The 21,863-nt window shown below is 69.6% G+C and carries 22 protein-coding genes; 6 read left to right on the top strand and 16 right to left on the bottom strand.

Annotated features, from left to right (window positions below; all coding sequences use genetic code 11):
- Positions 1-7: 7 nt before the first annotated feature.
- Both ACFFII_RS13810 and ACFFII_RS13805 read right to left on the bottom strand, forming a co-directional pair.
- Positions 8-2,290: an NADP-dependent malic enzyme gene (locus tag ACFFII_RS13810; protein ID WP_377699454.1), complete on the bottom strand. Its 2,283-nt coding sequence runs from the start codon at positions 2,288-2,290 to the stop codon at positions 8-10.
- A 74-nt stretch (positions 2,291-2,364) separates the two neighbouring features.
- Positions 2,365-3,198: a 2-keto-4-pentenoate hydratase gene (locus ACFFII_RS13805; RefSeq protein WP_377699453.1), complete on the bottom strand. Its 834-nt coding sequence runs from the start codon at positions 3,196-3,198 to the stop codon at positions 2,365-2,367.
- A 134-nt stretch (positions 3,199-3,332) separates the two neighbouring features.
- On the opposite strand from ACFFII_RS13805, the gene mutS reads away from it, so the two are divergent.
- Positions 3,333-5,957, top strand: a complete 2,625-nt coding sequence (gene mutS, locus ACFFII_RS13800) for a DNA mismatch repair protein MutS (protein WP_377699452.1) — start codon at positions 3,333-3,335, stop codon at positions 5,955-5,957.
- A 10-nt stretch (positions 5,958-5,967) separates the two neighbouring features.
- On the opposite strand, the gene ACFFII_RS13795 is transcribed toward mutS, so the two are convergent.
- Positions 5,968-6,702: a DUF1013 domain-containing protein gene (locus ACFFII_RS13795; protein WP_377699451.1), complete on the bottom strand. Its 735-nt coding sequence runs from the start codon at positions 6,700-6,702 to the stop codon at positions 5,968-5,970.
- Positions 6,703-6,860: 158 nt separating this feature from the next.
- Here ACFFII_RS13795 and ACFFII_RS13790 point away from each other — a divergent pair, with 158 nt between their 5' ends.
- Positions 6,861-7,487: a ribonuclease T2 family protein gene (locus tag ACFFII_RS13790; protein WP_377699450.1), complete on the top strand. Its 627-nt coding sequence runs from the start codon at positions 6,861-6,863 to the stop codon at positions 7,485-7,487.
- 301 nt (positions 7,488-7,788) lie between these two features.
- Here the strand turns inward: ACFFII_RS13790 and ACFFII_RS13785 are convergent, their stop codons facing one another.
- A complete protein-coding gene (locus tag ACFFII_RS13785; protein ID WP_377699449.1) occupies positions 7,789-8,778 on the bottom strand; it encodes an NAD(P)H-quinone oxidoreductase in 990 nt (329 codons plus the stop codon).
- Positions 8,778-9,434, bottom strand: a complete 657-nt coding sequence (locus tag ACFFII_RS13780; RefSeq protein WP_377699448.1) for a COQ9 family protein — start codon at positions 9,432-9,434, stop codon at positions 8,778-8,780. The genes ACFFII_RS13785 and ACFFII_RS13780 overlap by 1 nt, the downstream gene beginning before the upstream one ends.
- A 101-nt stretch (positions 9,435-9,535) precedes the next feature.
- Here ACFFII_RS13780 and rpsU point away from each other — a divergent pair, with 101 nt between their 5' ends.
- Both rpsU and ACFFII_RS13770 read left to right on the top strand, forming a co-directional pair.
- Positions 9,536-9,742: a 30S ribosomal protein S21 gene (gene rpsU, locus ACFFII_RS13775; RefSeq protein ID WP_011748553.1), complete on the top strand. Its 207-nt coding sequence runs from the start codon at positions 9,536-9,538 to the stop codon at positions 9,740-9,742.
- A gap of 112 nt (positions 9,743-9,854) precedes the next feature.
- Positions 9,855-10,259 (top strand): OsmC family protein, encoded by a 405-nt coding sequence (locus ACFFII_RS13770; RefSeq protein ID WP_377699447.1) that lies wholly within the window; start codon positions 9,855-9,857, stop codon positions 10,257-10,259.
- A 9-nt stretch (positions 10,260-10,268) separates the two neighbouring features.
- Here ACFFII_RS13770 and ACFFII_RS13765 read toward each other — a convergent pair whose 3' ends face one another.
- The 3 genes from ACFFII_RS13765 to mscL form a co-directional block, all read right to left on the bottom strand.
- Complete coding sequence (locus ACFFII_RS13765; RefSeq protein ID WP_377699446.1) at positions 10,269-11,408, bottom strand: HPP family protein; 1,140 nt, start codon at positions 11,406-11,408, stop codon at positions 10,269-10,271.
- Positions 11,409-11,567: 159 nt separating this feature from the next.
- Positions 11,568-12,032, bottom strand: coding sequence for an Lrp/AsnC family transcriptional regulator (locus tag ACFFII_RS13760; RefSeq protein WP_090753887.1), 465 nt, complete (start codon positions 12,030-12,032; stop codon positions 11,568-11,570).
- A gap of 70 nt (positions 12,033-12,102) precedes the next feature.
- A complete protein-coding gene (mscL, locus tag ACFFII_RS13755; protein ID WP_377699445.1) occupies positions 12,103-12,534 on the bottom strand; it encodes a large conductance mechanosensitive channel protein MscL in 432 nt (143 codons plus the stop codon).
- Between the two features lie 87 nt (positions 12,535-12,621).
- On the opposite strand from mscL, the gene ACFFII_RS13750 reads away from it, so the two are divergent.
- Positions 12,622-13,323 (top strand): glutathione binding-like protein, encoded by a 702-nt coding sequence (locus tag ACFFII_RS13750; protein WP_377699444.1) that lies wholly within the window; start codon positions 12,622-12,624, stop codon positions 13,321-13,323.
- Positions 13,324-13,416: 93 nt separating this feature from the next.
- On the top strand, positions 13,417-14,115 hold the full coding sequence (locus ACFFII_RS13745) for a Crp/Fnr family transcriptional regulator (RefSeq protein WP_377699443.1): 699 nt from the start codon (positions 13,417-13,419) through the stop codon (positions 14,113-14,115).
- 4 nt (positions 14,116-14,119) lie between these two features.
- On the opposite strand, the gene ACFFII_RS13740 is transcribed toward ACFFII_RS13745, so the two are convergent.
- The 8 genes from ACFFII_RS13740 to ACFFII_RS13705 all read right to left on the bottom strand — a co-directional run bounded on the left by ACFFII_RS13740 (position 14,120) and on the right by ACFFII_RS13705 (position 21,844).
- Positions 14,120-14,389, bottom strand: a complete 270-nt coding sequence (locus ACFFII_RS13740) for a cytochrome C oxidase subunit IV family protein (RefSeq protein ID WP_377699442.1) — start codon at positions 14,387-14,389, stop codon at positions 14,120-14,122.
- Positions 14,386-14,934, bottom strand: a complete 549-nt coding sequence (locus ACFFII_RS13735; RefSeq protein WP_377699441.1) for a cytochrome c oxidase subunit 3 — start codon at positions 14,932-14,934, stop codon at positions 14,386-14,388. Before ACFFII_RS13735 ends, ACFFII_RS13740 begins: the two co-directional genes overlap by 4 nt.
- Positions 14,931-16,886, bottom strand: a complete 1,956-nt coding sequence (locus ACFFII_RS13730; protein WP_377699440.1) for a nitric oxide reductase activation protein NorD — start codon at positions 16,884-16,886, stop codon at positions 14,931-14,933. The genes ACFFII_RS13735 and ACFFII_RS13730 overlap by 4 nt, the downstream gene beginning before the upstream one ends.
- A gap of 124 nt (positions 16,887-17,010) precedes the next feature.
- Positions 17,011-17,817 carry a CbbQ/NirQ/NorQ/GpvN family protein gene (locus tag ACFFII_RS13725; protein ID WP_377699439.1) on the bottom strand — a complete coding sequence of 269 codons (807 nt, stop codon included), beginning with the start codon at positions 17,815-17,817 and terminating at the stop codon, positions 17,011-17,013.
- Positions 17,818-17,822: 5 nt separating this feature from the next.
- Positions 17,823-19,217: a cbb3-type cytochrome c oxidase subunit I gene (locus ACFFII_RS13720; RefSeq protein WP_377699438.1), complete on the bottom strand. Its 1,395-nt coding sequence runs from the start codon at positions 19,215-19,217 to the stop codon at positions 17,823-17,825.
- A 16-nt stretch (positions 19,218-19,233) separates the two neighbouring features.
- Entirely contained in the window at positions 19,234-19,686 is a 453-nt protein-coding gene (locus tag ACFFII_RS13715) for a c-type cytochrome (RefSeq protein WP_377699437.1), read from the bottom strand.
- A 110-nt stretch (positions 19,687-19,796) separates the two neighbouring features.
- The gene (locus tag ACFFII_RS13710; protein WP_377699436.1) at positions 19,797-20,678 is read right to left on the bottom strand and encodes an FAD:protein FMN transferase; all 882 of its coding nucleotides are present in this window, start codon (positions 20,676-20,678) and stop codon (positions 19,797-19,799) included.
- On the bottom strand, positions 20,675-21,844 hold the full coding sequence (locus ACFFII_RS13705; protein ID WP_377699435.1) for an NnrS family protein: 1,170 nt from the start codon (positions 21,842-21,844) through the stop codon (positions 20,675-20,677). The genes ACFFII_RS13710 and ACFFII_RS13705 overlap by 4 nt, the downstream gene beginning before the upstream one ends.
- Between the last annotated feature and the right edge of the window lie 19 nt (positions 21,845-21,863).

Below are 21,863 nucleotides of genomic sequence, written 5' to 3'. Positions count from 1 at the left end.
CCGCGCCTCAGGCCACCTGCCCCACCCGGCCTGCCGCCATGGCCGCCATGTTGAGGATGTCGTTCACGGTGGAGCCGATGCCGCAGATCTGGATCGGCCGGGGGATGCCGGTCAGGATCGGGCCGATCACCGTCGCGCCCGCCATTTCCTGCAGCAGCCTGACGCTGATCGAGGCCGAATGCCGCGCGGGCATCACGAGGACGTTGGCGGGTCCCGTCAGGCGACTGAAGGGATAGCGCGCCGCGGCTTCCGGGTTCAGGGCCACGTCCACGGTCATCTCGCCCTCGTATTCGAAGTCGGCGCCCTGCCGGTCCAGCACCTTCGGCGCCTCGGCCATCTTGATCGCACGCTCGCTGATCGGGTGGCCGAAGGTGGAAAAGGACAGAAAGGCCACGCGCGGTTCCAGCCCCAGGGCGCGGGCGACATGGGCGCCGCGCGTGGCGATCAGGGCCAGGTCCTCGGCCTCGGGCCATTCATGGACCAGCGTGTCGGCGACCAGCACGATGCGGCCCTTGTGCAGCACGCCCGTGATGCCCACCGCCCCGTCCTGCGGGCGGACGTCGAAGACCTGCCCCACCTGCGACAGGACGTGCGAGGCCTTGCGCGTGGCCCCCGTCACCAGCGCGTCGCCATGCCCATGCGCCAGCATCAGGGCGGCGAAGACATGGCGGTCGCGGCGGGCGAGCTTCAGCGCGTCCTCGCGGTCCACCCCCTGCCGCTGCAGCCGCTTGTAGAGCGTCTCGTGATAGGCGTTCAGATGCGGGGAGGTGAGCGCGCTGACGATTTCAAGCTCGCGCAGGGCATCGGCCATGCCCTCGGCCGCCAGCTTCTCGGCCACGTCCTCCTCGCGCCCCACGACCAGCGCCCGGCCCAGGCCCCCGCGCTGCCAGGCGACGGCGGCACGCAGGACGCGCGGGTCGTCGCCTTCGGCGAAGATCATCCGCGCCTGCGCCTGCCGTGCCCGCGCATGGATGCCCTGCAGGATCGAGGCGGTCGGGTCCATGCGCTGGCGCAGCGACTGGACATAACCCTCCATGTCGATGATCGGGCGCCGCGCGGCGCCGGTGTCCATCCCCGCCCTGGCCACGGCGGGCGGCACCACATGGATCAGCCGCGGGTCGAAGGGCGTCGGAATGATGTAGTCGCGCCCGAAGCTGAGCTTGCGGCCATAGGCCACCGCCACCTCGTCCGGCACGTCCTCGCGCGCGAGTTCCGCCAACGCCCGGGCGCAGGCGATCTTCATCTCGTCATCGATCGCGCGGGCGTGGATATCGAGCGCGCCGCGGAACAGATAGGGGAATCCCAGGACGTTGTTGACCTGGTTGGGATAGTCCGAGCGGCCGGTCGCCACGATGGCGTCGGGGCGGACGGCATGGGCCTCTTCCGGCGTGATCTCGGGATCGGGGTTCGCCATGGCGAAGATCACCGGATTCGGCGCCATCGACTTCACCATGTCCTGCGTGACCGCGCCCTTGGCGGACACGCCCAGGAAGACGTCGCAGCCGACCATGGCGTCGGCCAGCGTGCGGGCCTCGGTGGCGACGGCATGGGCCGACTTCCACTGGTTCATCCCCTCGGTCCGGCCCTGGTAGATGACGCCCTTGGTGTCGGCCATGATGCAGTTCTCGTGCCGCGCGCCCATGGCCTTGAGCAGTTCGAGGCAGGCGATCCCCGCCGCGCCCGCGCCGTTCAGGACGATCCTCACGTCCTCGATGCGCTTGCCCGACAGTTCCAGCGCGTTCAGCAGCCCGGCCGCGCAGATCACCGCGGTCCCGTGCTGGTCGTCATGGAAGACGGGGATGTCCATCATCTCCTTGAGGCGGCTTTCGATGATGAAGCACTCGGGCGCCTTGATGTCCTCGAGGTTGATGCCGCCGAAGGACGGCCCCATGAGGCGGACGGCCCGGATGATCTCCTCGGGATCCTCGGTGTCCAGTTCGATGTCGATGGCGTTCACGTCGGCGAAGCGCTTGAACAGCACCGCCTTGCCTTCCATCACCGGCTTCGATGCCAGCGCGCCCAGGTTCCCCAGCCCGAGGATCGCGGTCCCGTTCGACACGACCGCCACCAGGTTGCCCTTGGTGGTGTAGTCATAGGCCGTCTCGGGCCGCGCCGCGATCGCCTCGACCGGGACCGCCACGCCGGGGGAATAGGCCAGGCTCAGGTCGCGCTGGGTCGCCATCGGCGTCGAGGGCACGATCTCGAGCTTTCCGGGGCAAGGCTCGAGGTGATAGGCCAGCGCCTCCTCGGGCGTGATGCGCGATCGCTGCGGCTGGTTGCTGTCGGTCATGGTTGTTTTTCCCCGTTTCTGTCCCGCCAGAATGGCCGGGTACGCGCAACGCGCCCCGGTGCCCTTGCCGGCGCCTAGTCCACCAGCCGCGCCGTCACCGTCATCGGCTTGCCGCCGACCTGGTAATCGGCCGTTACCGTCACGCCGGGCCTGGCCTCGACCAGCGGGCTGAGCGAGCCGAGCGAGATCACCTGCCCCGGCTCCAGCCGCGCGCCGCCATGGCCGATCAGCCACAGCACCACGTCCAGCGGGTGGCCCAGCAGCATCTCGCCCTTTCCCTGAACGGGCTCGGCGCCCTCGGCTTTCAGATCGACTGTCAACGCGGCAAGATCCGCCACGGGGTCCGCCAGATCGGTCATCGCCACGCCTTGCCCGATCACCCCGCGCCACGGGATCACGCCGTAGGAGGCCATGATCGGCCCCGTGGGCTTCACCCCCTCGGCCAGCGCCATGTCGGGAAGCTCGATGAAGGGCCGCACATCCGACAGCGCTGCCGCGACCTGTTCGCGCGAAGTGGCCTCGTTGATCGCGGCATCCCTGACGGTCACGATCAGGTCGGCCTCGTAGAAGGGCGAGCGGCTGCCGGTCAGCGAGACCTCCGCCCCGTCCTGAAGGATCATCGGCGCAAACAGCGCACCCGCGACCGGAGCGGTCACGCCAAAGCGTTCCTGCGCGGGCTTCGAGGTGAAGCCGACCTTCCAGCCGACGGGGGCGCCCATCTCGGATTCAAGCGCCGCTCGGAAAGGGGCATAGGCGCAGGCGGCGTCCTCGACGGTAGCGACGCCGGGGTCCGGCAGGCGCTCGCCGTCCATCCAGGCACGCGCGGCGTCCTGCATCTGTGCGGGTGGCGGGCAGTCGGCCAGCGCCGGCCCCGCGGCCAGCACCAAGGCGGCGGCGATCAGTTTCATGGGAACCTCCCCTTTCCCGTTCCCCTCGACGCTGCCAGCGAGCCGGGCCCCTGTCCAATGGAATCCGGCAGCCCGGTTCCAAAGCCGCGCGGGCCCCACTAGAACGGCGGGGTTCCGAGCGAAGGCCCCTGCCCATGACCGACCAGCCGACCCCGATGATGGCCCAGTATCTCGCGATCCGCGAGGCCAACCCGGGGGCGCTGCTGTTCTACCGGATGGGGGACTTCTACGAAATGTTCTTCGAGGACGCCGTGGCCGCCGCCGCCGCGCTGGACATCGCCCTGACCAAGCGCGGGACGCACATGGGCGAGCCGATCCCCATGTGCGGCGTCCCGGTCCATGCCGCCGAAAGCTACCTGCTGACCTTGATCCGCAAGGGCTTCCGCGTGGCCATCGCCGAGCAGATGGAAGATCCGGCCGAGGCGAAGAAGCGCGGCTCCAAGTCGGTCGTCGCCCGCGACGTGGTGCGGTTGGTCACGCCCGGCACGCTGACCGAGGAAACGCTGCTGGAGGCGCGGCGGCACAACTTCCTTGCCGCCTTTGCCACGGTGCGCGACGACTGCGCGCTGGCCTGGGTGGATATTTCGACCGGCGCGCTGCGGGTCGCCCCCTGCCCGCAGGTGCGGCTTGGGCCGGAACTCGCGCGCCATGCCCCGCGCGAGTTGCTGGTGCCGGACGGTTCGCGCCTTGACGACATCGCCGCCGAGGCCGGCGCGGCCCTGACCGAGCTTTCGGCGGCCAGCTTCGATTCCACCGCCGCCGTCCGCCGCCTTTGCGAGCTTTACGGGGTCGAGACGCTGGACGGCTTCGGCCAGTTTTCCCGCGCCGAGCTGTCGGCCATGGGTGCCATCGCGGATTACCTGATGCTGACCCAGCGAGGCCGGATGCCGCGCCTGTCCCCGCCCGTGCGCGAAAGCGGCGCGGGCGTGATGCAGATCGACGCCGCCACCCGGCGCAACCTGGAACTGACGCAGGCATTGTCGGGTGGGCGCGAGGGATCGTTGCTGGCCGCCATCGACCGCACCGTGACGGCGCCGGGGGCACGTCTGCTGGAACGCCGGATTTCTGCGCCAAGCCGCGATCTCGCGCTGATCCATCGCAGACAGGCGGCGGTGGCGGTACTGGTCGAGGACGCCCGACTGACCGCCGATCTGCGGGACGCGCTGGCGCGGGTGCCCGACATGGACCGGGCGCTGTCGCGGCTGGCCTTGGAACGGGGCGGGCCGCGCGATCTGGCGGCGGTCAGAAACGGGCTGACGGCGGCCGTGCGGATCGCCGCGCTGATCGGCGGGGACGGTCCGCTGCTGGCCGAGGCCGCCCGCGATCTCGTCGGCCATGACGCCCTGATCGACCTGCTGGACGAGGCGTTGGTGGCGGAACCCCCGCTGCTCGCCCGCGACGGCGGCTTCGTGGCGCCGGGCCATGACGCCGAACTGGACGAAACGCGGGCTCTGCGGGACGAGGGCCGGGGCGTGATCGCCCGGATGCAGGGCGACTATATCGCCGAAACCGGGGTCCAGAGCCTGAAGATCAAGCACAACAATGTGCTGGGCTATTTCATCGAGACAACGACCACCCACGCCGAGCGGATGCTTGCGCCCCCTCTGAACGCGCGCTTCATCCACCGCCAGACGACGGCGAACCAGATCCGCTTCACCACGGTCGAGCTGTCCGAACTGGAAACCCGCATCCTGAACGCCCGCGACCGCGCGCTGGAACTGGAGCGCGCCACCTTCGACCGGCTGGTCCGGGCGGTGCTGGACCAGTCCGCCCGCATCGGGCAGGCCGCGCGGGCGCTGGCCGAGATCGACGTCGCCGCCGCCTTCGCGGACCTCGCCACCGGCGAAGGCTGGACCCGCCCCCATGTGGACGACAGCCGCGCCTTCGTGATCGAGGGCGGCCGCCACCCCGTCGTGGAACGTGCGCTGAAACGAAAGGGAGAGCCCTTCGTCGCCAACGACTGCGCCCTGACCGATGGGCGCACCCCGGCAATCTGGCTGCTGACCGGGCCGAACATGGCCGGGAAATCGACCTTCCTGCGCCAGAACGCGCTGATGGCGGTGCTGGCGCAGGCGGGGGCCTTCGTGCCCGCGGCCCGCGCCCATATCGGGCTGGTCTCGCAGCTGTTCAGCCGGGTGGGGGCGGCGGATGAACTCGCGCGCGGGCGGTCCACCTTCATGGTCGAGATGGTCGAAACCGCCGCGATCCTGAACCAGGCCGATCCGGGCGCGCTGGTGATCCTGGACGAGATTGGCCGCGGCACCGCGACCTGGGACGGGCTGTCCATCGCCTGGGCGGTGCTGGAGCATCTGCACGGGGCGAACCGCTGCCGGGCGCTGTTTGCCACCCATTACCACGAGATGACCCAGCTTGCCGCCAAGCTGGAGGGCGTGGAAAACGCCACCGTCGCCGTGCGCGAATGGAATGGCGAGGTGATCTTCCTGCACGAGGTCCGCAAGGGCGCGGCCGACCGCAGCTATGGCGTGCAGGTCGCGCGCCTCGCGGGCCTGCCGGATACGGTCGTGGAGCGCGCGCGCGAAATCCTCGACGCGCTGGAAGCGGGCGCCCGTGATGGCGCGGCGCGGCCGGCCGCCCTGATCGACGACCTGCCGCTGTTCCGCTCGGCCCCGCCCGCGCCCGCGCCGACGGCACGGGAATCAGCCGCCGAGAAGCGGCTGCAAGGGATCCAGCCCGACAGCCTCAGCCCGCGCGAGGCGCTGGACCTGATCTACGAGCTGGTCGCGCTGGCGCGGGGCTGAAGGACCGCGATCAGCGGTCCTCGGTCTCGTCCTCGTCGCCACTGTCGGGCAGGTTGAAGAAGCTGTCGGCGTCGAGGTCGGCCTGCGGCTTCTCCTCATCACGGGTCAGCGAGAAGTTCTCCAGACCCGCGATCGAGGACGGCAGGCGCGGCTCGTCCGGCATCGCCAGGCTCGACTCGGTGGAGACGAGCTTGCGGCGCTCGTCGTCCGACATGACCTCGGCCTTCGACTTCGCGGCCTTCTGGACGGCGGCGTCCAGTTCCGACTGGCGGCAGAGGCCCAGCGCCACCGGATCGATCGGCGTGATGCTTTGGATGTTCCAGTGAGTCCGGTCGCGGATCGAGGCGATGGTGGGCTTGGTGGTCCCCACCAGCTTGGCGATCTGCGCATCGGCCAGTTCGGGGTGGAACTTGACTAGCCACAGGATCGCGGCGGGCCGGTCCTGGCGCTTCGACAGGGGCGTGTAGCGGGGGCCGCGGCGCAGTTCCTCGCCCTCGGCGGCGGGGTTGTGCTTGAGCTTCAGCTTGTAGGCCGGATCCTTCTGGCCCTTCTCGATCTCGACAGGATCAAGCTGGTTCGAGGCCACGGGATCGAAGCCCTTGACCCCCATCGCCACATCGCCGTCGGCAATGCCCTGCACCTCAAGCTCGTGCATCCCGCAGAAATCCGCGATCTGCTTGAAGCTGAGCGTGGTATTGTCGACCAGCCAGACGGCGGTGGCCTTGGCCATCAGCGGCTTGTTCATCGGTTGCTCCTTCGCAATATCTCTCTCGGCCGGGAAACCGGGGTCGGCCGCGGGGCCAGTCCACAATTTCGGGGGGGAATTGCCGTCCCATATACGTCCGCAGCCCCGATGTTTGAACCCCCTTTTTCGGGGAACGCGCGGGCCCTAGCTTCGGACGCATGAAGCGCCTTCTCTCTGTTGCCCTTCTGATGCCCCTGCAGCTTGCCGCCGAGGACGTCCCGGGCGAGTTCGACTACTACGTCCTTGCGCTCAGCTGGTCGCCCACCTGGTGCGCAACGGAGGGCCAGGGACGCGACGCCGCACAATGCGCGCCCGACCGGCGCGTCGGATTCGTCGTCCACGGCCTCTGGCCGCAGCACGAACGTGGCTGGCCGGACTGGTGCAAGACGCCCCAGCGCGACCCCTCTCGCGCCGAAAGCCGGGGGATGGAGGACATCATGGGCTCGGCGGGGCTCGCCTGGTACCAGTGGAAGAAGCACGGCCGCTGCTCCGGCCTGTCGGGGATGGACTACTACCAGGCGACTCGCGAGGCGGCGCAATCGGTCGCGATCCCGCCCGTGCTGCGTCTGCTGCCGCGCGACGTCCGGGTTGAGGCCGCGATGGTCGAGAAGGCCTTCATCGACGTGAACCCCGACCTGACCCGCGAGGCCATCACCGTGACCTGTGACGACGGACGGCTGGACGAGGTCCGCATCTGCCTGACCCGGGACCTGCAGTCCCGCGCCTGCGCCCCCGATGCCCGGCGGGACTGCCGGTCTCCGATGCTGGTCGAGGCGCCGGGCTGAGGCACCGCAGCGGGGGTTTTCCACCCCCGCGAATGGGGCCCCTGCCCCATTCACCCCCGGAGGATATTTTCAGACAGAAGATGCTTTCTTAAGCGCCTGTTAGGATCTTCTCTGCAAGACTGCGCCTGTGGTACAGGCGGGGACGCCGATGACCGCGACAGGAGATGCCGCACCCCGGTCGGACGAGCGCCGGGCCGGGGTGTGTGCATGACTGTCCATGCGGAATCTTCTGTCCTGAAATATCCCCGCCGGAGGCTCCGGCAGGGACGTTAGCAAGACGGTGCAAGGAAGGGAGGCGGCCTCACTCCCCCACCCGCAGCACGATCTTGCCGATGTGATCGCCCGCCTCCATGTGGGCATGGGCACTCGCGGCCTCATCCAGCGCGAACTCGGTGTCCATGACGGGGCGCAGCTTGCCGGCCGCGATCATCGGCCAGACATGGGTGCGCAATTCCCCGGCGATCCGGGCTTTCGCCAGATCGGACTGCGGCCTGAGGGTCGAGCCGGTGATCGTCAGCCGCCGCATCATCAGGGGGGCAAGGTTCAGCGTCACCTTCGGCCCGCCCAGGAAGGCGATGAAGACCAGCCGCCCATCGTCTGCCATCGCCCGGATGTTGCGCGAGACATAGTCGCCCCCCACCATGTCCAGGATCAGATCCGCGCCGCCCTCGGCCCGCAGCGCCTCGACGAAGTCCTGCTCGCGGTAGTTGATCGCCGTGGCGCCCAGTTGCGCGCAGGCCGCGCATTTCTCGTCCGAGCCCGCCGTTGCCCAGACCCGCGCGCCCAAGGCGCGGGCGATCTGGATGGCCGTGGTGCCGATGCCCGACGATCCGCCATGGACCAGAAACCGCTCGCCCGCCTGCAGCCCGCCGCGCATGACGATGTTGGACCAGACCGTGAAGCAGGTTTCGGGCAGGCAGGCGGCCTCGGCGAGGCTGAGGCCCTCGGGCACGGCCAGCGCGTGTTCGGCGGGGGTGAGCGCGTATTCGGCATAGCCGCCGCCCGGCAGCAGCGCGCAGACGGCGTCGCCCACCTGCCAGCGGGTGACGCCCGCGCCGACGGCCGCCACATGACCCGCGCATTCCAGCCCCGGCAGGTCCGAGGCACCGGGCGGGGGCGCATAGTTTCCCTGCCGCTGCAGCACGTCGGGGCGGTTCACCCCGGCATAGGCCACGCGGATCAGGATCTGGCCGGCGCCGGGCGCGGGCAGCGGCCGACGGGCAGGCTGCAGGACATCGGCCTCGCCGGGACGGGTGATCTCGACGACCTTCATCTCGTGGGGCAGCGACATCAGGCGCGCCCCCGGTGACCGGGGGCCGAGGTCGGGCGGGGCTTGCGGATCCAGCCTGTGGCCAGCTTCGTCAGGGGTGCCGCGCCCGGCAGGTCGCGCAGGCTGGCCTTGAGCCTTTCGATGCGCATCACGTCCCCGATCCGGCGGTCGATGAAGGCGCGGGTGTCGGCGTGGCCCGGCGAGCTGTCGCCCAGCCAGTAGAGCACCGCCGCGCTGAAGACCGGCGCCAGCGTCCCACGCTTTGTCCACCAGTTCACGTCCTCGGACGTATCGCCAAGGCCGTTCCAGATCGTGTCCGCCGTTTCCCACATCAGCCGCGCGCCCAGCGCCGCGTTCTGGGGCAGCGCCATGACGGTCGCGCCCGCGCGGACAAGCTCGGGGTCGGCCAGTGCCAGCCGCTGCCAGATCGCGTCGGCAATGCGGTCGCGGATGCGCCCCGTCCGCGGGCCTGCCGCAAGCGCGCGGGCCAGCGCCGCGTCGCCCTGCCGGTGGTAGGCCGCGGCGAGGCTCGCGCCGCCTTGCGGGAAATGGACGCGCGCCAGGTCGGGGGACATCCCCAGGTCGCGGGCGCCCGCCATCAGGGCGCGATCGTTCATCCCCTCGAAGGGCACGTGCGTCAGCGCGGCCTCGAGCAGCCGGTCGCGGTCGTCTTGCATCCGAAAAACCTCCGTCAGGGTGGACAAACGGGACGCGCCGCGCTAAGGGGCTGCGTCCTGCAATCAAATCAACTCTAACCTAGGAAGGTGGTGACAACCACATGCAGGTAAGCGTTCGCGACAACAACGTCGAACAGGCGCTTCGTGCCCTGAAGAAGAAACTTCAGCGCGAAGGGGTCTTCCGCGAAATGAAGCTGAAGCAGCATTTCGAGAAGCCGTCGGTGAAGAAGGCCCGTGAAAAGGCCGAGGCCGTCCGCCGCGCCCGCAAGCTGGCCCGTAAAAAGGCCCAGCGCGAAGGCGCGCTGTAAGGCGCAAGCGAACCGGATGGTTCAAGGAACCCCCGTGGCCATGGCCGCGGGGGTTTTTCTTTGGGCACTGGGTCGGACGTGCTAGGATCCGGGCGCAGCAGGTGGTGCGCGGATGCCGAGCGTCAGCGTCAGTTTCGCGAATGTTCCGGGAACCGAGGCCGCTCTGGGCCGGGCCGGCGGCCACACGGTCATGGCTGATCGCCCCGAGGGCAAGGCCGGCGGCATGGGCCTGGGGTTCAACGGCGCGCAACTGCTCGCCCTCGCCGTCGGCGGCTGCTTCTGCAACGACCTGCGCTACATCTCGCACCGGCTGGGACGCCCGATCGCCGCCCTCTCGGTCGAGGTGACGCTGGAGATTGAGGGCGATCCCCTGGTCGCGACCTCGGCCGGGATGCGCGTACGCTGCGAGATGGAGGACGGCTCGGACGCCTCGGAACTGCTCGAGGAGGCTAGGCGAGGCTCGATGGTCGGAATCTCGCTGCCGCGCGGGATTGCGCTGACGGTGACGGGCGGGTGATCCCTGCCCCTACTTTGCCCGCAGGCTTTGCCGGGCCAGCGCGGCGATCAGGTCGGTCTGCGTGACGATGCCCACGATCCCGTCGCCCTCAAGGATCGGCACCGCGTCGGTGCGGTGGGCCGCCAGATGAGGCAGCAGCGCGGCGATGGGGGTCTCCGGGGCGGCCGTGGGCAGGTCGGCCTGCATCACGTCGGCGGCGCAGGATGCCGTCCCCTGGCGCGGCAGCAGCTTCCCCAGCCCCTTGCCCGGCAGCGCCCAGTCGCTGGCGATCAGGTGCAGCTGGAAGATGATGCCGAGGAAGCGCCCCCCTTCGCCCACCACCGGCAGCGAGGTGAAGCCGTGGTGCGCAAACAGCCCCGCCACGTCGCGCAGGGGCGTACGCGGACCGACCGTGACCAGGTCGCGCGACATGATGTCGGCGGCGGTCTGGACGTCGGTGCGGTGGCTCGCGGCCTGGATCTCGGCGGCGGCGATCAGGCGCGCCAGATCCTCGACGCCTAGGTTCAGCGACTGGCGATAGCGGACGAGGATGTCCGACAGTTCCTCCTCGGTCAGGCCCAGGCGCTCGACGGCCGGGGGATCGGTGGTGCCGTTGGGGTTCGGCTCGTGGAACTGGCGGAAGGGATAGCGGCGGCCCGTGGCACGGGCGTAAACTGCGGCGACCAGCACCAGCAGCGCCGTGCCCGCCGCCACGGGCACCAGCGCGAAGCTCAGGCCCAAGGGCGCGATCCGCTCGGCCCCCAGCGCCACGGTCATGGCCACCGCCCCGCCCGGAGGATGTGTTGCCCGGCACAGCGCCATGACCACGATGGCAAGCCCCACTGACAGCGGAACGCACAGCAGCGGGTCCGCCACGAAGCGGCAGGCGAGGATCGCCGTCAGCGCGGCCACGGTATTGCCGACGATTGCGGGCCAGGGCTGCGCCAGCGGGCTGTTCGGCGCCGCGAAGAGCAGGACCGAGGACGCCCCGAAGGGCGCGATCAGGTAGATGCCCAGCCACAGGTCGGGCGAGAAGGCCAGCGCGCATCCCGCCGCCACGGCAAGCCCCAGCGCAGCGCCGAGGCCCGCCCGCAGCGCCTCGCGCAGGGGAACGGCGGCGACCGAGGGTCCGAGGGCGCGAAGTCGGGAATGGCTGGCGGCAGGAGGCATGATGCGCCTTATCGGAAGATGACGCAGCGGGGTAATGCGCCCCGCGGGATGGTTGCAAGCCTGTCCGGTGCCCAAAGCGGCGTGAAGAAGCGCCACTGACCGGTTGGTCCGGGCAGCCTCCGGGGCCACGGATCCAAGGATTTTCCCGAGAGTTTCGGCTCAGACCGGCAAGGCCGTCGATTGCAGCACCACCCTCAGTGCAAAGGAGGATTGCATCTGCGCCACGCCGGGCAGGCGGGCCAGGTGCTGGCGGTGGATGCGGGCGAAGTCGTCGGTGTCGGCGGCCAGGACCTTCAGCAGGTAGTCGGCCGAGCCCGCCATCAGGTGGCATTCCAGCACCTCGGGGATGGCACGGACGGCCTTTTCGAAGGCATCCAGCGTGGCGTCGCCTTGGCCCGACAGGGTGATCTCGACGAAGACCGTGGTGGTGCGGCCCAGCCGGCGGGGGTCCAGAAGGGCCACATAGGCGGCGATGAAGCCTGCCTCCTCCAGTCGCTGGACGCGGCGGTGGCAGGCGCTGGCCGACAGGTTGATCCGCGCCGCGAGATCGGCGTTCGAGATGCGTCCTTCCTTCTGCAGGACCGACAGGATGCGGCGGTCGGTCGGGTCAAGATCAGGGCTCATCGTCGGCTCGCTGCGGCGTGGTCGCCCGCAGCCTAGCCGCGCCGGCGGCACTCGCCAGAGGCAAAACGCGTCAGCGTTCCGGGCGGGCGGCCAGCAGGTCCCGGATCTCGGCCAGCAGCGCCTCGGTCGAGGGGCCGGCGGCAGAGGCATCCGCCACCTGCTTGCGCATGGCCGCGTCCTTGATCCGGTTGACGCCCTTGACCAGCAGGAAGACCACGAAGGCGATGATGAGGAAGTTGATCACCGCCGTGATGAAGCTGCCGTAGGCGAAGACCGGGGCGCCCGCGTCGCGCGCGGCGCGCAGCGTGGGATAGTCGCCGCCGTCCATCGCCAGGAAGTAGTTGGTGAAGTCCGTGCCCCCGGTCAGCAGGCCCAGCACCGGCTGCAGAAGATCGTCCACCATCGAGGCCACGATGGCTGTGAAGGCCGCGCCGATGATGATGCCCACGGCCATGTCCATGACATTGCCCTTGGCAATGAAATCGCGAAACTCCTTGATCATGACCTGTCCTTCCCCGGTCGGATATCGCTGGATCCAGACTGCCATGCGGGCCGTTTACAAACAAATGTTTCACGGAGGAGCAGCCGAATGTTCGACCTGAGTGGCTTTCCCGTCACGAGCCGCTGGGCACCCCGGCGTCCGGACGCCATCCAGCTTTACACGCTGAACACGCCCAACGGGTTCAAGGCCTCGATCATGCTGGAGGAATGCGGGCTCGACTATGACGCCCACCGCATCAGCATCGGCGACCCCGAGGACCAGATGACGCCGGAGTTCCTGTCGCTGAATCCCAACAACAAGATCCCCGCGATGATCGACCCGCAGGGGCCGGACGGCGGGCCGATGGGCTTGTGGGAATCCGGCGCGATCCTGATCTATCTGGGCGACAAGACCGGCCGCTTCCTGCCGGCCGGGGGCGCCGCGCGCTACCAGACGATCCAGTGGCTGATGTTCCAGATGGGCGGCGTCGGGCCGATGTTCGGGCAGTTGGGCTTCTTCCATCGCTATCGCGGCTCGGAAATCGAGGACAAGCGTCCGCGCGACCGCTACGTGAACGAGGCGCGGCGGCTGCTGGGCGTTCTGGACCGCCAGCTTCAGGGGCGCGAGTGGATCACCGGGGATTACTCGATCGCCGACATCGCGACCGCCCCCTGGGTGCGGACGCTGTCTGTCAACTACGAGGCGCAGGACCTTGTGCGGCTTTCAGGCTTCACCCATGTTGCCGCCTGGATGGAGCGCTTCCTGGCCCGGCCCGCCGTCCAGCGCGGCCTGACCGTGGGCGCGGCCTGACGCGGCGGACAAGGCGCCCCCGCAGTTGCCGCGCCGGATGCGCGCCAGTATTGTCGTCCCCTGCCGCCCCGTCCCTTCCCTGCCGGAGAGATCATGACGCCTGCCGACCTCGACACCGCACGGCAGTCCGCCCTGCTGACCGCCCTGCCGGAACCCCAGCGCGTCCGCGTGATGGAGGGGGCGCAGGTGCAGTCCGTGGAAACGGGCCAGACGATCTTCCTGCAGGACGAACCCGCCGACGCGCTGTTCATCGTGCTGGACGGCTGGGTCAAGCTGTACCGCGTGGCCTCCAGCGGGACCGAGGCGGTGGTCAGCGTCATGACGCGCGGGCGCAGCTTCGGCGAGGCGGTGGCGCTGCGGGGCCTGCCTTATCCGGTCTCGGCCGAGGCGATCACGCCCGCGCGGCTTCTGCGGCTGGACGCGGCGCGGCTGCGCCACCTTCTGCAATCTGACCCGGCCATGGCGACCTCGATGCTGGCGGCGGTCTTCGTCCATCTCCAGCATCTCGTGGGCCAGATCGAGGGGCTCAAGGCGCGCTCGGGCGTGCAGCGGGTGGCCGAGTTCCTGCTGGACCTGTCGGCGGGGCGCGAGGGCGAGGTGTCGGTCGCCCTGCCCTACAACAAGGCGCTGATCGCGGGGCGCCTGGGCATCAAGCCGGAAACCCTGTCGCGCGCCTTTGCCCGTCTGCGCGATCACGGCGTGCGGATCGAGGCCGCGATGGCCCATATCGAGGACGTCGAGCGCCTGCGCGAGCTGGTGGCGGAGGACCCCGCCAAGGCCTGGCTGCGCTGAGGCCTCAGCCCAGCGCATAAAGCACCAGCGCCGCCAGCGCGAAGGCCCCGAGCCCCGCCCCGAAGCCACGCCGCGCGCTCGGCACCCCGGCCAGCCCCAGGTAGCGGTCCAGGATCACGCGGGCCTTGAGCCAGGCAAGGACCAGGATCACCGCCCCCGCTGCCGTTGCGGCCCAAGGAGGCGAGGCGGGGCGGAACAGCGACACTGCGGTTGCAACAGCCGACAGCGCGACAAGGGCAAGCCAGGCCCGGATCAGGGGATCGCGCGTCGTCACAGCAGGTAGATCACGGGGAACAGCAGGACCCAGACGAGGTCCACCATGTGCCAGAACTGGCCCGCAGCCTCGACGGCTTCAGCTTGGGCGCGGATGGCGACGATGCCCAGCAGGATCATGCCGGCCAGCACATGCGCCGCGTGAAACAGCGTCAGCAGCCAGTAGAAGGTGAAGAAGACATGGGTCTCCAGCCCGATGCCGCGCCGGGCGGCATCGGCGTATTCGACGCCCTTGAGCGCGAGGAAGACGCCGCCCAGCAGGATCGCCGCCGCGAGCCAGCGCCGCGCGGCTGCCCGCCGCGCCTCTTCGGCCGCGCGCACCGCCAGCGCCGCCGCAAGGCCCGAGGTCACGAGGACCATCGTGTTCAACCCCGCCGACAGACGGTGCAACTGGTCCTGCGCGGCGGCGAAACCCTGCGGGTCGCCCAGCCGCAGGACCAGGAAGATCAGCAGCGCCGCGCCGAAGACGGCAAGCTCGCTGACGATCAGGACCCACATGATCAGTTCGCCCGGAAGGCCGCTGCGGGGGTGGGTGCCTGCGGTCATGCGCCGACGAGCTGGCGATAGATCTGCGGCAGCGCCTCGGTCAGCCTGTCGGGATGGGGAATCAGCGCGTGCCCGCCCTGCCCGAAGATGCGCGGGAACCAGGACTTCCCGTCGCGGTCCACGGTGATGCCGAAGACCGAATGGCCCGCGCGGCGCGCCTCGCGCACAGCCATGGCGCTGTCCTCGATGCCGTGGCGGCCCTCGTAATGGTCGAGGTCGTTGGGCTTGCCGTCGGTGATGACCAGAAGCAGCCGCCGCCGACGCCCCTGTCCCGCCAGCGTGGCGCTGGCGTGGCGGATGCCCGCGCCCAGCCGGGTGTAGAAGGCGGGCCGCAGCGCCGCGATGCGGGATTCCACTGCTGCCGACATGGGCTCGTCGAAGCGCTTGCAGGTCGTCACAAACACCCGGTCGCGCTTGAGCGAGCAGAAGGCCTGCACCCCCACCTGGTCGCCGGTGGCGTCCAGCCCCCAGGTCAGGGCCGCCAGCGCCTCGCGCTCGATGTCGATCACCGCGCGGCCGGTGACGGCGCTTTCGGTGGACCGCGAGATGTCCAGCAGGATCGACACCGCAAGATCGCGATTCTGCGGGCGCGACTGCTTCCAGACGCGGTCCGAACCCTCGCCCGCGACCTTCAGACCGACGCGAGACCGGACCGTGGCGTCCAGGTCCAGCTCGTCCCCGTCGCGGTGGCCGGTGGTGACGACGCGGCCCGGTCGCATCGCCTCGAACTGGCGGCGCACGGCGCGGATGCGGCGGCGCGCGGCGTCGTCGAAGGCGTGCGAGGCGGTGGGGTCGGCCTCGGGATAGCTGTCCAGCACGCGGGCATGGGCGGGCAGGTAGCGGCCCGTCTTGGCGTCCCATTCGGGATAGGTGAAGGCGCCCGACAGCGCCTCGCGGTCCACGTCCTCGGGCGACAGGTCCAGATGCACCTTCAGCCGCGTGGCCGGAGCCTTGCTGACCTGCCCGAGGCTCAGTTCCTCCTGGTCGTCCAGCGCCTTGCGGGCGGAGTCGTCGTCATCGTCGTCCACGCGGCGGTTGAGATTCAGGAACTCGGCCCAGCTCAGGATCGCCTCGAACTTGTTGATGATCAGGCTGTCCTTGCGCTCGGCTGCGTCGGCCTGCTTGCGACGGGCGCGCAGGGTGCGCTCCTGATGCGCGCCGGTTTCCAGCGCCTCGCCCTCGGCTTCGCGCGTCTCGACCCGGTCGGGCGACGAGGCCGCGCCCGCTTCCGTCACCACCCAAAGGGGCACGGGCCGCAGGGGCTGATAGCGGCGCGGCGCGGTGAAGCCCGCAAGATCGCCGTCCAGAGCCGCCAGCATCTCGGCAGTGCGAGGGGGCAGCGCGGCATCCTCGCCAAGAAGATGGCGCGCAAGCGCCTCGACCGCCGCCTCCTCGGGCGGCAGGGTCGGACGCGGACGGGCGGCCAGCACCAGTCCGCGCAACTCGTCATAAAGCCCCATCAGCCCCGGGGCGGCCTCGGCCACTTGCGCCACACTCGCCCGCGCGGCGGCCAGCCGGGCCAGATCGCGGCGCAAGGGATCGTCGCCCACATCGCAGGGCGCCACCAGATGCGCGGCAAAGGCGGCAAGCCACAGGTAAAGCGCCCCATTCGCCTCGGGCGTGGGCAGGATCGCCAGCGTCGCGGGCAGGCGCAGGATGCCGCCGTCGAACTCCGGCGTCGGCAGCGCCTCGGCCTCGGTTCCCAGCCGCCTGCGCCAGCTCAGCCGGTGGCGGCTGACGCGGTCAGCGGCAGGCCGCATCTCGACGGAATGGTCCCCGCCGAGGCCCCGGAACAGCACCGCGAGACGTCCCGCGACCTCGGACAGGTTGACCCGCGCATCCTCGTGCACGGCCAGCGTATCAAAGCCGCTGGCCAGCCCGTGCCACAGCTTGCCGATGCTTTCCTCGGGCTCCCACGGCTCGATCTCGTGCCAGTCCACGCGCGCGGCCATGTTTTGCGCCTTTCTTCTTCGTGAAAATATCCAGGGCTTTCGAGCGCCCGGAAAACGCGCCAGTGGCGCGTTTTCAGTGAGAAAGGGGCGAAGCCCGAGCGGGGCAGAGCCCCGGTCCGACACCTCAGCCCAGCACCGCCACCACCAGGTCGGCGAGCCCGCGCTTGATGTCGGCGTCGTCCGTCAAAGGCTCGATCATCGCGACCGAAATCGCACGGTTCAGGTCCATGCCGCCCGCCACCAGCGTTGCCGCATAGACGACCAGCCGGGTGGACACGCCCTCTTCCAGGTCCTGTCCCTTCAGCGCCCGCAGCTTGCCCGCCAGCCGCACCAGCAGCGCGGCGCGGCGCTCGTCGATGCCGCTTTCCTGCACGACGATCGCGCGCTCCTGCTCGGGCGGCGGGAAGTCGAACTCCATTGCCACGAAGCGCTGGCGGGTGGAGGGCTTCAGCGTCTTGAGGATGTTCTGGTAGCCGGGGTTGTAGGAGGCGACCAGCATGAAGCCCGGCGCCGCCTCCAGCTCCTCGCCCGTGCGGTCGATGGGCAGAATGCGGCGGTCGTCGGTCAGCGGGTGCAGCACGACCGTCACGTCCTTGCGCGCCTCGACCACCTCGTCGAGGTAGCAGATCGCGCCCTCGCGCACCGCACGGGTCAGGGGGCCATCCACCCAGACCGTCTCGCCGCCCTTCAGCAGGTAGCGCCCGATCAGGTCGGATGCCGACAGGTCGTCATGGCAGGCGACCGTGTAAAGCGGCCGGCCCAGCCGCGCGGCCATGTGGGTGACGAAGCGGGTCTTGCCGCAGCCGGTCGGACCCTTCAGCAGCACCGGCAGGTCGTTCCTGGCCGCCGCCTCGAAGACCGCGACCTCGTCGCGCTGGGGCAGGTAGAAGGGGGCGTCCGCCCCCTCCCTCGTTTCCGCATGAGCGTTCATGGTCCTCACTCCGCCGGGGTACGGTGGGCCAGATGGTCGCGATGGACCTGCGCGGGTCCGGGCTCGACGATCTCGCGCCGCACGACGACGATCGAATAGATGAAGAGCAGCGCCCCCAGCACCACGGCGATACCCGACCCGAAGCGCATCCAGTAGAAGATGCCCAGCTGATCCTGCACGTCCATGTAGGCCTCGCCGTTCACCCGCTGCAGGTGCGTCTGCACCGTGCCCGCGAAGGTCAGCGTGAAGGTCATGAACAGCATCCCGCCCGACATCAGCCAGAAGGAGGCCATGTTCAGCACCTGGTTATAGGGATCGCGGTTGCGCAGGATGGGCGCGGCATAGGTGATGATCGCCAGCACCAGGCAGACATAGGCCCCGTAGAAGGCGAGGTGCCCGTGGGCGGCCGTGATCTGCGTGCCGTGGGTGTAGTAGTTCACCCCGTGCAGCGTGTGCAGGAAGCCCCAGACGCCCGCGCCGAAGAAGGCCAGGACCGAGCAGCCCAGCGACCACAGCAGCGCGGCCTTGTTCGGGTGGTCGCGGCGGCCCTTCCAGACCATGATGAAGGCAAAGGACATCATCGCGAAGAAGGGCACGATCTCGAAGGACGAGAAGATCGACCCCACCCACTGCCAGTAGGCCGGCAGGCCGATCCAGTAGTAATGGTGCCCGGTCCCCAGGATGCCCGAGAAGAGCGCGGTGGCGACGATGACGTAAAGCCACTTCTCGACCACTTCCCGGTCAACGCCCGTCAGCTTCAGCATCAGGAAGGCCAGGACCGAGGCCATGATCAGTTCCCAGACGCCTTCCACCCACAGGTGGATGACGTACCACCAGTACTGCTTGTCCAGAACGATGTTGTGGGGGTTGTAGAAGGCGAACAGCCACAACAGCGCCAGACCCCAGAGGCCCAGCAGCAGCACGTTCGAGATCGCGGTCTTGCGGCCTTTCAGCACCGTCATGGTGACGTTGTACAGAAACAGCAGCGCGGCCACGGTGATGCCCACCTTGACCCAGGTCGGCTGTTCCAGGAACTCGCGCCCCTGGGTGCCCATGAAGTAGTTTCCGGCGAACCAGTTGAAGATGTAGGTCAGCACCGCGCCCAGCGTGCCCACCACCATGATGAGCAGCTGAAGATAGGCGATGGCGGGCGAATGGATCTCGCGCTCGGCTTCCTCGGGAAGCAGGAAATAGGCCGATCCGAAGAAACCCAGCAGCAGCCACACGACCAGGGCGTTGGTGTGCAGCATCCGGATGATGTTGAAGGGCAGGATCTCGGCCAGGAAGTTCGGCTGGACATAGACATAGCCCATGAGCAGGCCGAAGGTGACCTGCAGCGCGAACAGCGCCATGGCCACGCCGAAATAGGCGAAGGCGATCTTCTGTGTTGCGTATCTCATGATTGTCCCTCTCGCCTCAGCCCGCGTCGTTCGGCGGCCATTGCTGGGTGTTCACCGACCCTACGAACAGCAGGAAGTCGGAAAGCGCGCGGTATTCCTCGTCCGTCAGGTTGAACTGCGGCATCTGCCGCCGTCCCTCGATCCCCGTCGGCATGGCGTCCATCCAGGCCTTCAGCGTCTCCACCGCGGCATCCGGATCGTCCTGGACCCCCCAGCGCTTCATCACGTTGCCCAGTTCGGGCGCGAAATAGGCGCCCTCGCCCAGCAGCGTGTGGCAGTTGATGCAGGCCTTGTTTTCCCACACCAGCTTGCCGGCGACGACGCTTTCGGTCAGGGCGGCTTTGTCCGTCGAGACGTTGACGGCGTAAAGGTGGCTGTGGACGGACATCGCGCCGAATATCGCGATGAAGAACAATGACCCGCCGTAGAAGACGTTGCGGGCCATGCTCTTGGTCATGACGTCGCTCATGGCGGCGGTCCCTTCGAGCAGTTTACACAATCATACGGATAACGGCAGCGTGGGACCAAGCCTTGTCCAAAGTCAACGGACTGTGACCCGGCCGTGTTTTTCCTGCACTGTCAGAGCGACACCAGCGCCTCAAGCCGGGCCTTGGGGAAGGACCGCAGCGCGGCGTCGATCGCGGGACGCTCCATCAGCACGGCGGCGGTGGACAACGCATCGGCCAGGGCGGCGCTGTCGGCGCTGACCGAAACCAGCGCCCAGCGCGGCGGCTGGCCCTGCGGCCCGAGGATATGCGCCCGGTCCCCGGCAGGGCCGATCCGCGTCCCGAAGGGCGCCGAGGTCGCCAGCGCCCTGCCCCGCAGCGTCAGCTCGCGCACCAGGCCCCCGTCAGGCGTCTCGATTCGGGCCTGCCAGCCCGAGGCGCCCAGCGCACGGACCTCGCCCGCGTCGATCAGAAGGTCGCCCAGGCGATGATGGGCCGCCACCTCGGCCAGCCGGTCGGCGGCGAAGCCTTGGGCAATTCCGTTCAGGGTCAGCGCCATGCCGGGCCGGGCCAGCCGGATCTCGGCCGCATCGGCGCGGACCCCTTCCCAGCCGACCAGCGCGCGGGCAGGCGATTCGTCCTGTCCCAGACGGCGCGCCTGCCACAGCGGCTGCACGGTCGGGTCGAAGGCGCCCCCGGTTGCGGCATTGACACGCCCGGCCAGGTCCAGCAGCGCCAGCATGTCGTCGGACGGATGGGCCAGCCGGCCCAGCGCGTTCAGCCGCATCAGCTCGGACCCGCCGAAAAGCGAGAACCGCCGCTCGACCAGGCGCAGCGCGCGCTCAGATTCGGCGAAGAAGGCGCGGGCGGCGGCGGGGGTGCCACCCTCGACTGTCAGCGCGACATCGGCACCCAGCGCCACGCCCCGCCAGTGGTGGCGGGCGGGCGCAGCGGCAGAGGGCGAGGCCAGCGCGCAGGCCGACAGGGCAAGGAAACGGCGGCGGGGCAGGATCATGAGGCGCTTCCCTTGACCGGGCGCGGCGTGGTCCAGATGGGCCACAGCGCCAAAAGATACAGCACGAAGGCCAGAATCCACAGCGCCCCCGCGCCCAGCGTTCCCGCCGCGTGGAACGAGCCAGGCCAGGCCGAGGCCGCCCAGCGCAGCAGGGTCGCCAGCGGGATCAGTCCATAGGCAAGCGCCACGGTCGCGGGCGCGCGCAGGGGGCGGCCCGAATGGCCGATGCTGGCGCGGCTCATCACCGCCAGCGTCATGCCGCCGATGGCGCCGACGCCCAGGATGTGCAGCGCGCCGATCTCGGAGCCCAGGCCCAGCAGCGCCAGCCCCCAGGCCAGCAGCCCCAAAGCCAGCATGGCATAGCCCGCGTGCAGCGCCCAGACGATGGGATCGCCCAGAGTGGACAGCCCGCGCCAGCCCGCCAGCCGCATTCCGGCCGCGATCCCGGCCCCTGTGGCGACAAGGCCCGTGAGCGGATCGGGCGCGCCTGCCAGCGCCAGCAGCGCCGTCATGATCGGCAGGGCCACGCCCGCGATTTCAAGGGGCTTGCGCGACACCGGGACAGGGGCGGCGGGGTTCGCGCGCAGCAGCGCGTTGCGGGTGAAGGCCGGGGTAACGCGCCCGCCCAAGACCGCGATCATGGCCGAAACCGTCAGCAGCCCGCCGCGCATCCCCTGCGCCTCGGTCGCGCTCCAGCCGATCCAGTCGAGGTGGACCAGGAGGTTCGAGGTCCAGAACAGCGTCAGCAGGGCGATGAACATCAGGTTCTGGGGCTTGGGCCTGATCATCAGCATTGCCACCATCCGCGCGCCCAGAACCGGCACGAAGGCCAGGTCCACCAGCGCCACCAGTCCGGCGGGCAGCGCGCCCGAGAACCAGACCGCGACCCGCCCCGCCAGCCACAGCCCCGCGACCAGCGCCACGAAGCGGTCCGAGGGCGCGGGCGCGCCGGTCCAGTTCGGCACGGCGGTCAGGAAGAAGCCGCCCAGCGCCGCGCTGGCGAAGCCGAAGACCATCTCGTGCGCGTGCCAGGCGATGGGACCGGGGGAAAAGGGCAACTCGGCCGCGCCGCTCGTCCACAGCAGCCAGACGGCGATGGCCGCGACCGCGTAAAGGCCCGCGGCCATGAAGAAGACGCGCCAGCCGTCGCGGAAGAGGATGGGCAAGGACGGGGTTGGGGCGGAG

The organism is Paracoccus niistensis, assembly GCF_042432925.1.
GTDB lineage: Bacteria > Pseudomonadota > Alphaproteobacteria > Rhodobacterales > Rhodobacteraceae > Paracoccus > Paracoccus niistensis.
Note: the sequence above shows the minus strand (reverse complement) of the source record. Positions and strands in the feature narration are given on the sequence as shown.

Coding starts and splice junctions, on each gene's coding strand:
- ACFFII_RS13810 (WP_377699454.1), bottom strand. CDS start 2,290: ATGACCGACAGCAACCAGCCGCAGCGATCGCGCATCACGCCCGAGGAG.
- ACFFII_RS13805 (WP_377699453.1), bottom strand. CDS start 3,198: ATGAAACTGATCGCCGCCGCCTTGGTGCTGGCCGCGGGGCCGGCGCTG.
- mutS (WP_377699452.1), top strand. CDS start 3,333: ATGACCGACCAGCCGACCCCGATGATGGCCCAGTATCTCGCGATCCGC.
- ACFFII_RS13795 (WP_377699451.1), bottom strand. CDS start 6,702: ATGAACAAGCCGCTGATGGCCAAGGCCACCGCCGTCTGGCTGGTCGAC.
- ACFFII_RS13790 (WP_377699450.1), top strand. CDS start 6,861: ATGAAGCGCCTTCTCTCTGTTGCCCTTCTGATGCCCCTGCAGCTTGCC.
- ACFFII_RS13785 (WP_377699449.1), bottom strand. CDS start 8,778: ATGTCGCTGCCCCACGAGATGAAGGTCGTCGAGATCACCCGTCCCGGC.
- ACFFII_RS13780 (WP_377699448.1), bottom strand. CDS start 9,434: ATGCAAGACGACCGCGACCGGCTGCTCGAGGCCGCGCTGACGCACGTG.
- rpsU (WP_011748553.1), top strand. CDS start 9,536: ATGCAGGTAAGCGTTCGCGACAACAACGTCGAACAGGCGCTTCGTGCC.
- ACFFII_RS13770 (WP_377699447.1), top strand. CDS start 9,855: ATGCCGAGCGTCAGCGTCAGTTTCGCGAATGTTCCGGGAACCGAGGCC.
- ACFFII_RS13765 (WP_377699446.1), bottom strand. CDS start 11,408: ATGCCTCCTGCCGCCAGCCATTCCCGACTTCGCGCCCTCGGACCCTCG.
- ACFFII_RS13760 (WP_090753887.1), bottom strand. CDS start 12,032: ATGAGCCCTGATCTTGACCCGACCGACCGCCGCATCCTGTCGGTCCTG.
- mscL (WP_377699445.1), bottom strand. CDS start 12,534: ATGATCAAGGAGTTTCGCGATTTCATTGCCAAGGGCAATGTCATGGAC.
- ACFFII_RS13750 (WP_377699444.1), top strand. CDS start 12,622: ATGTTCGACCTGAGTGGCTTTCCCGTCACGAGCCGCTGGGCACCCCGG.
- ACFFII_RS13745 (WP_377699443.1), top strand. CDS start 13,417: ATGACGCCTGCCGACCTCGACACCGCACGGCAGTCCGCCCTGCTGACC.
- ACFFII_RS13735 (WP_377699441.1), bottom strand. CDS start 14,934: ATGACCGCAGGCACCCACCCCCGCAGCGGCCTTCCGGGCGAACTGATC.
- ACFFII_RS13730 (WP_377699440.1), bottom strand. CDS start 16,886: ATGGCCGCGCGCGTGGACTGGCACGAGATCGAGCCGTGGGAGCCCGAG.
- ACFFII_RS13725 (WP_377699439.1), bottom strand. CDS start 17,817: ATGAACGCTCATGCGGAAACGAGGGAGGGGGCGGACGCCCCCTTCTAC.
- ACFFII_RS13720 (WP_377699438.1), bottom strand. CDS start 19,217: ATGAGATACGCAACACAGAAGATCGCCTTCGCCTATTTCGGCGTGGCC.
- ACFFII_RS13715 (WP_377699437.1), bottom strand. CDS start 19,686: ATGAGCGACGTCATGACCAAGAGCATGGCCCGCAACGTCTTCTACGGC.
- ACFFII_RS13710 (WP_377699436.1), bottom strand. CDS start 20,678: ATGATCCTGCCCCGCCGCCGTTTCCTTGCCCTGTCGGCCTGCGCGCTG.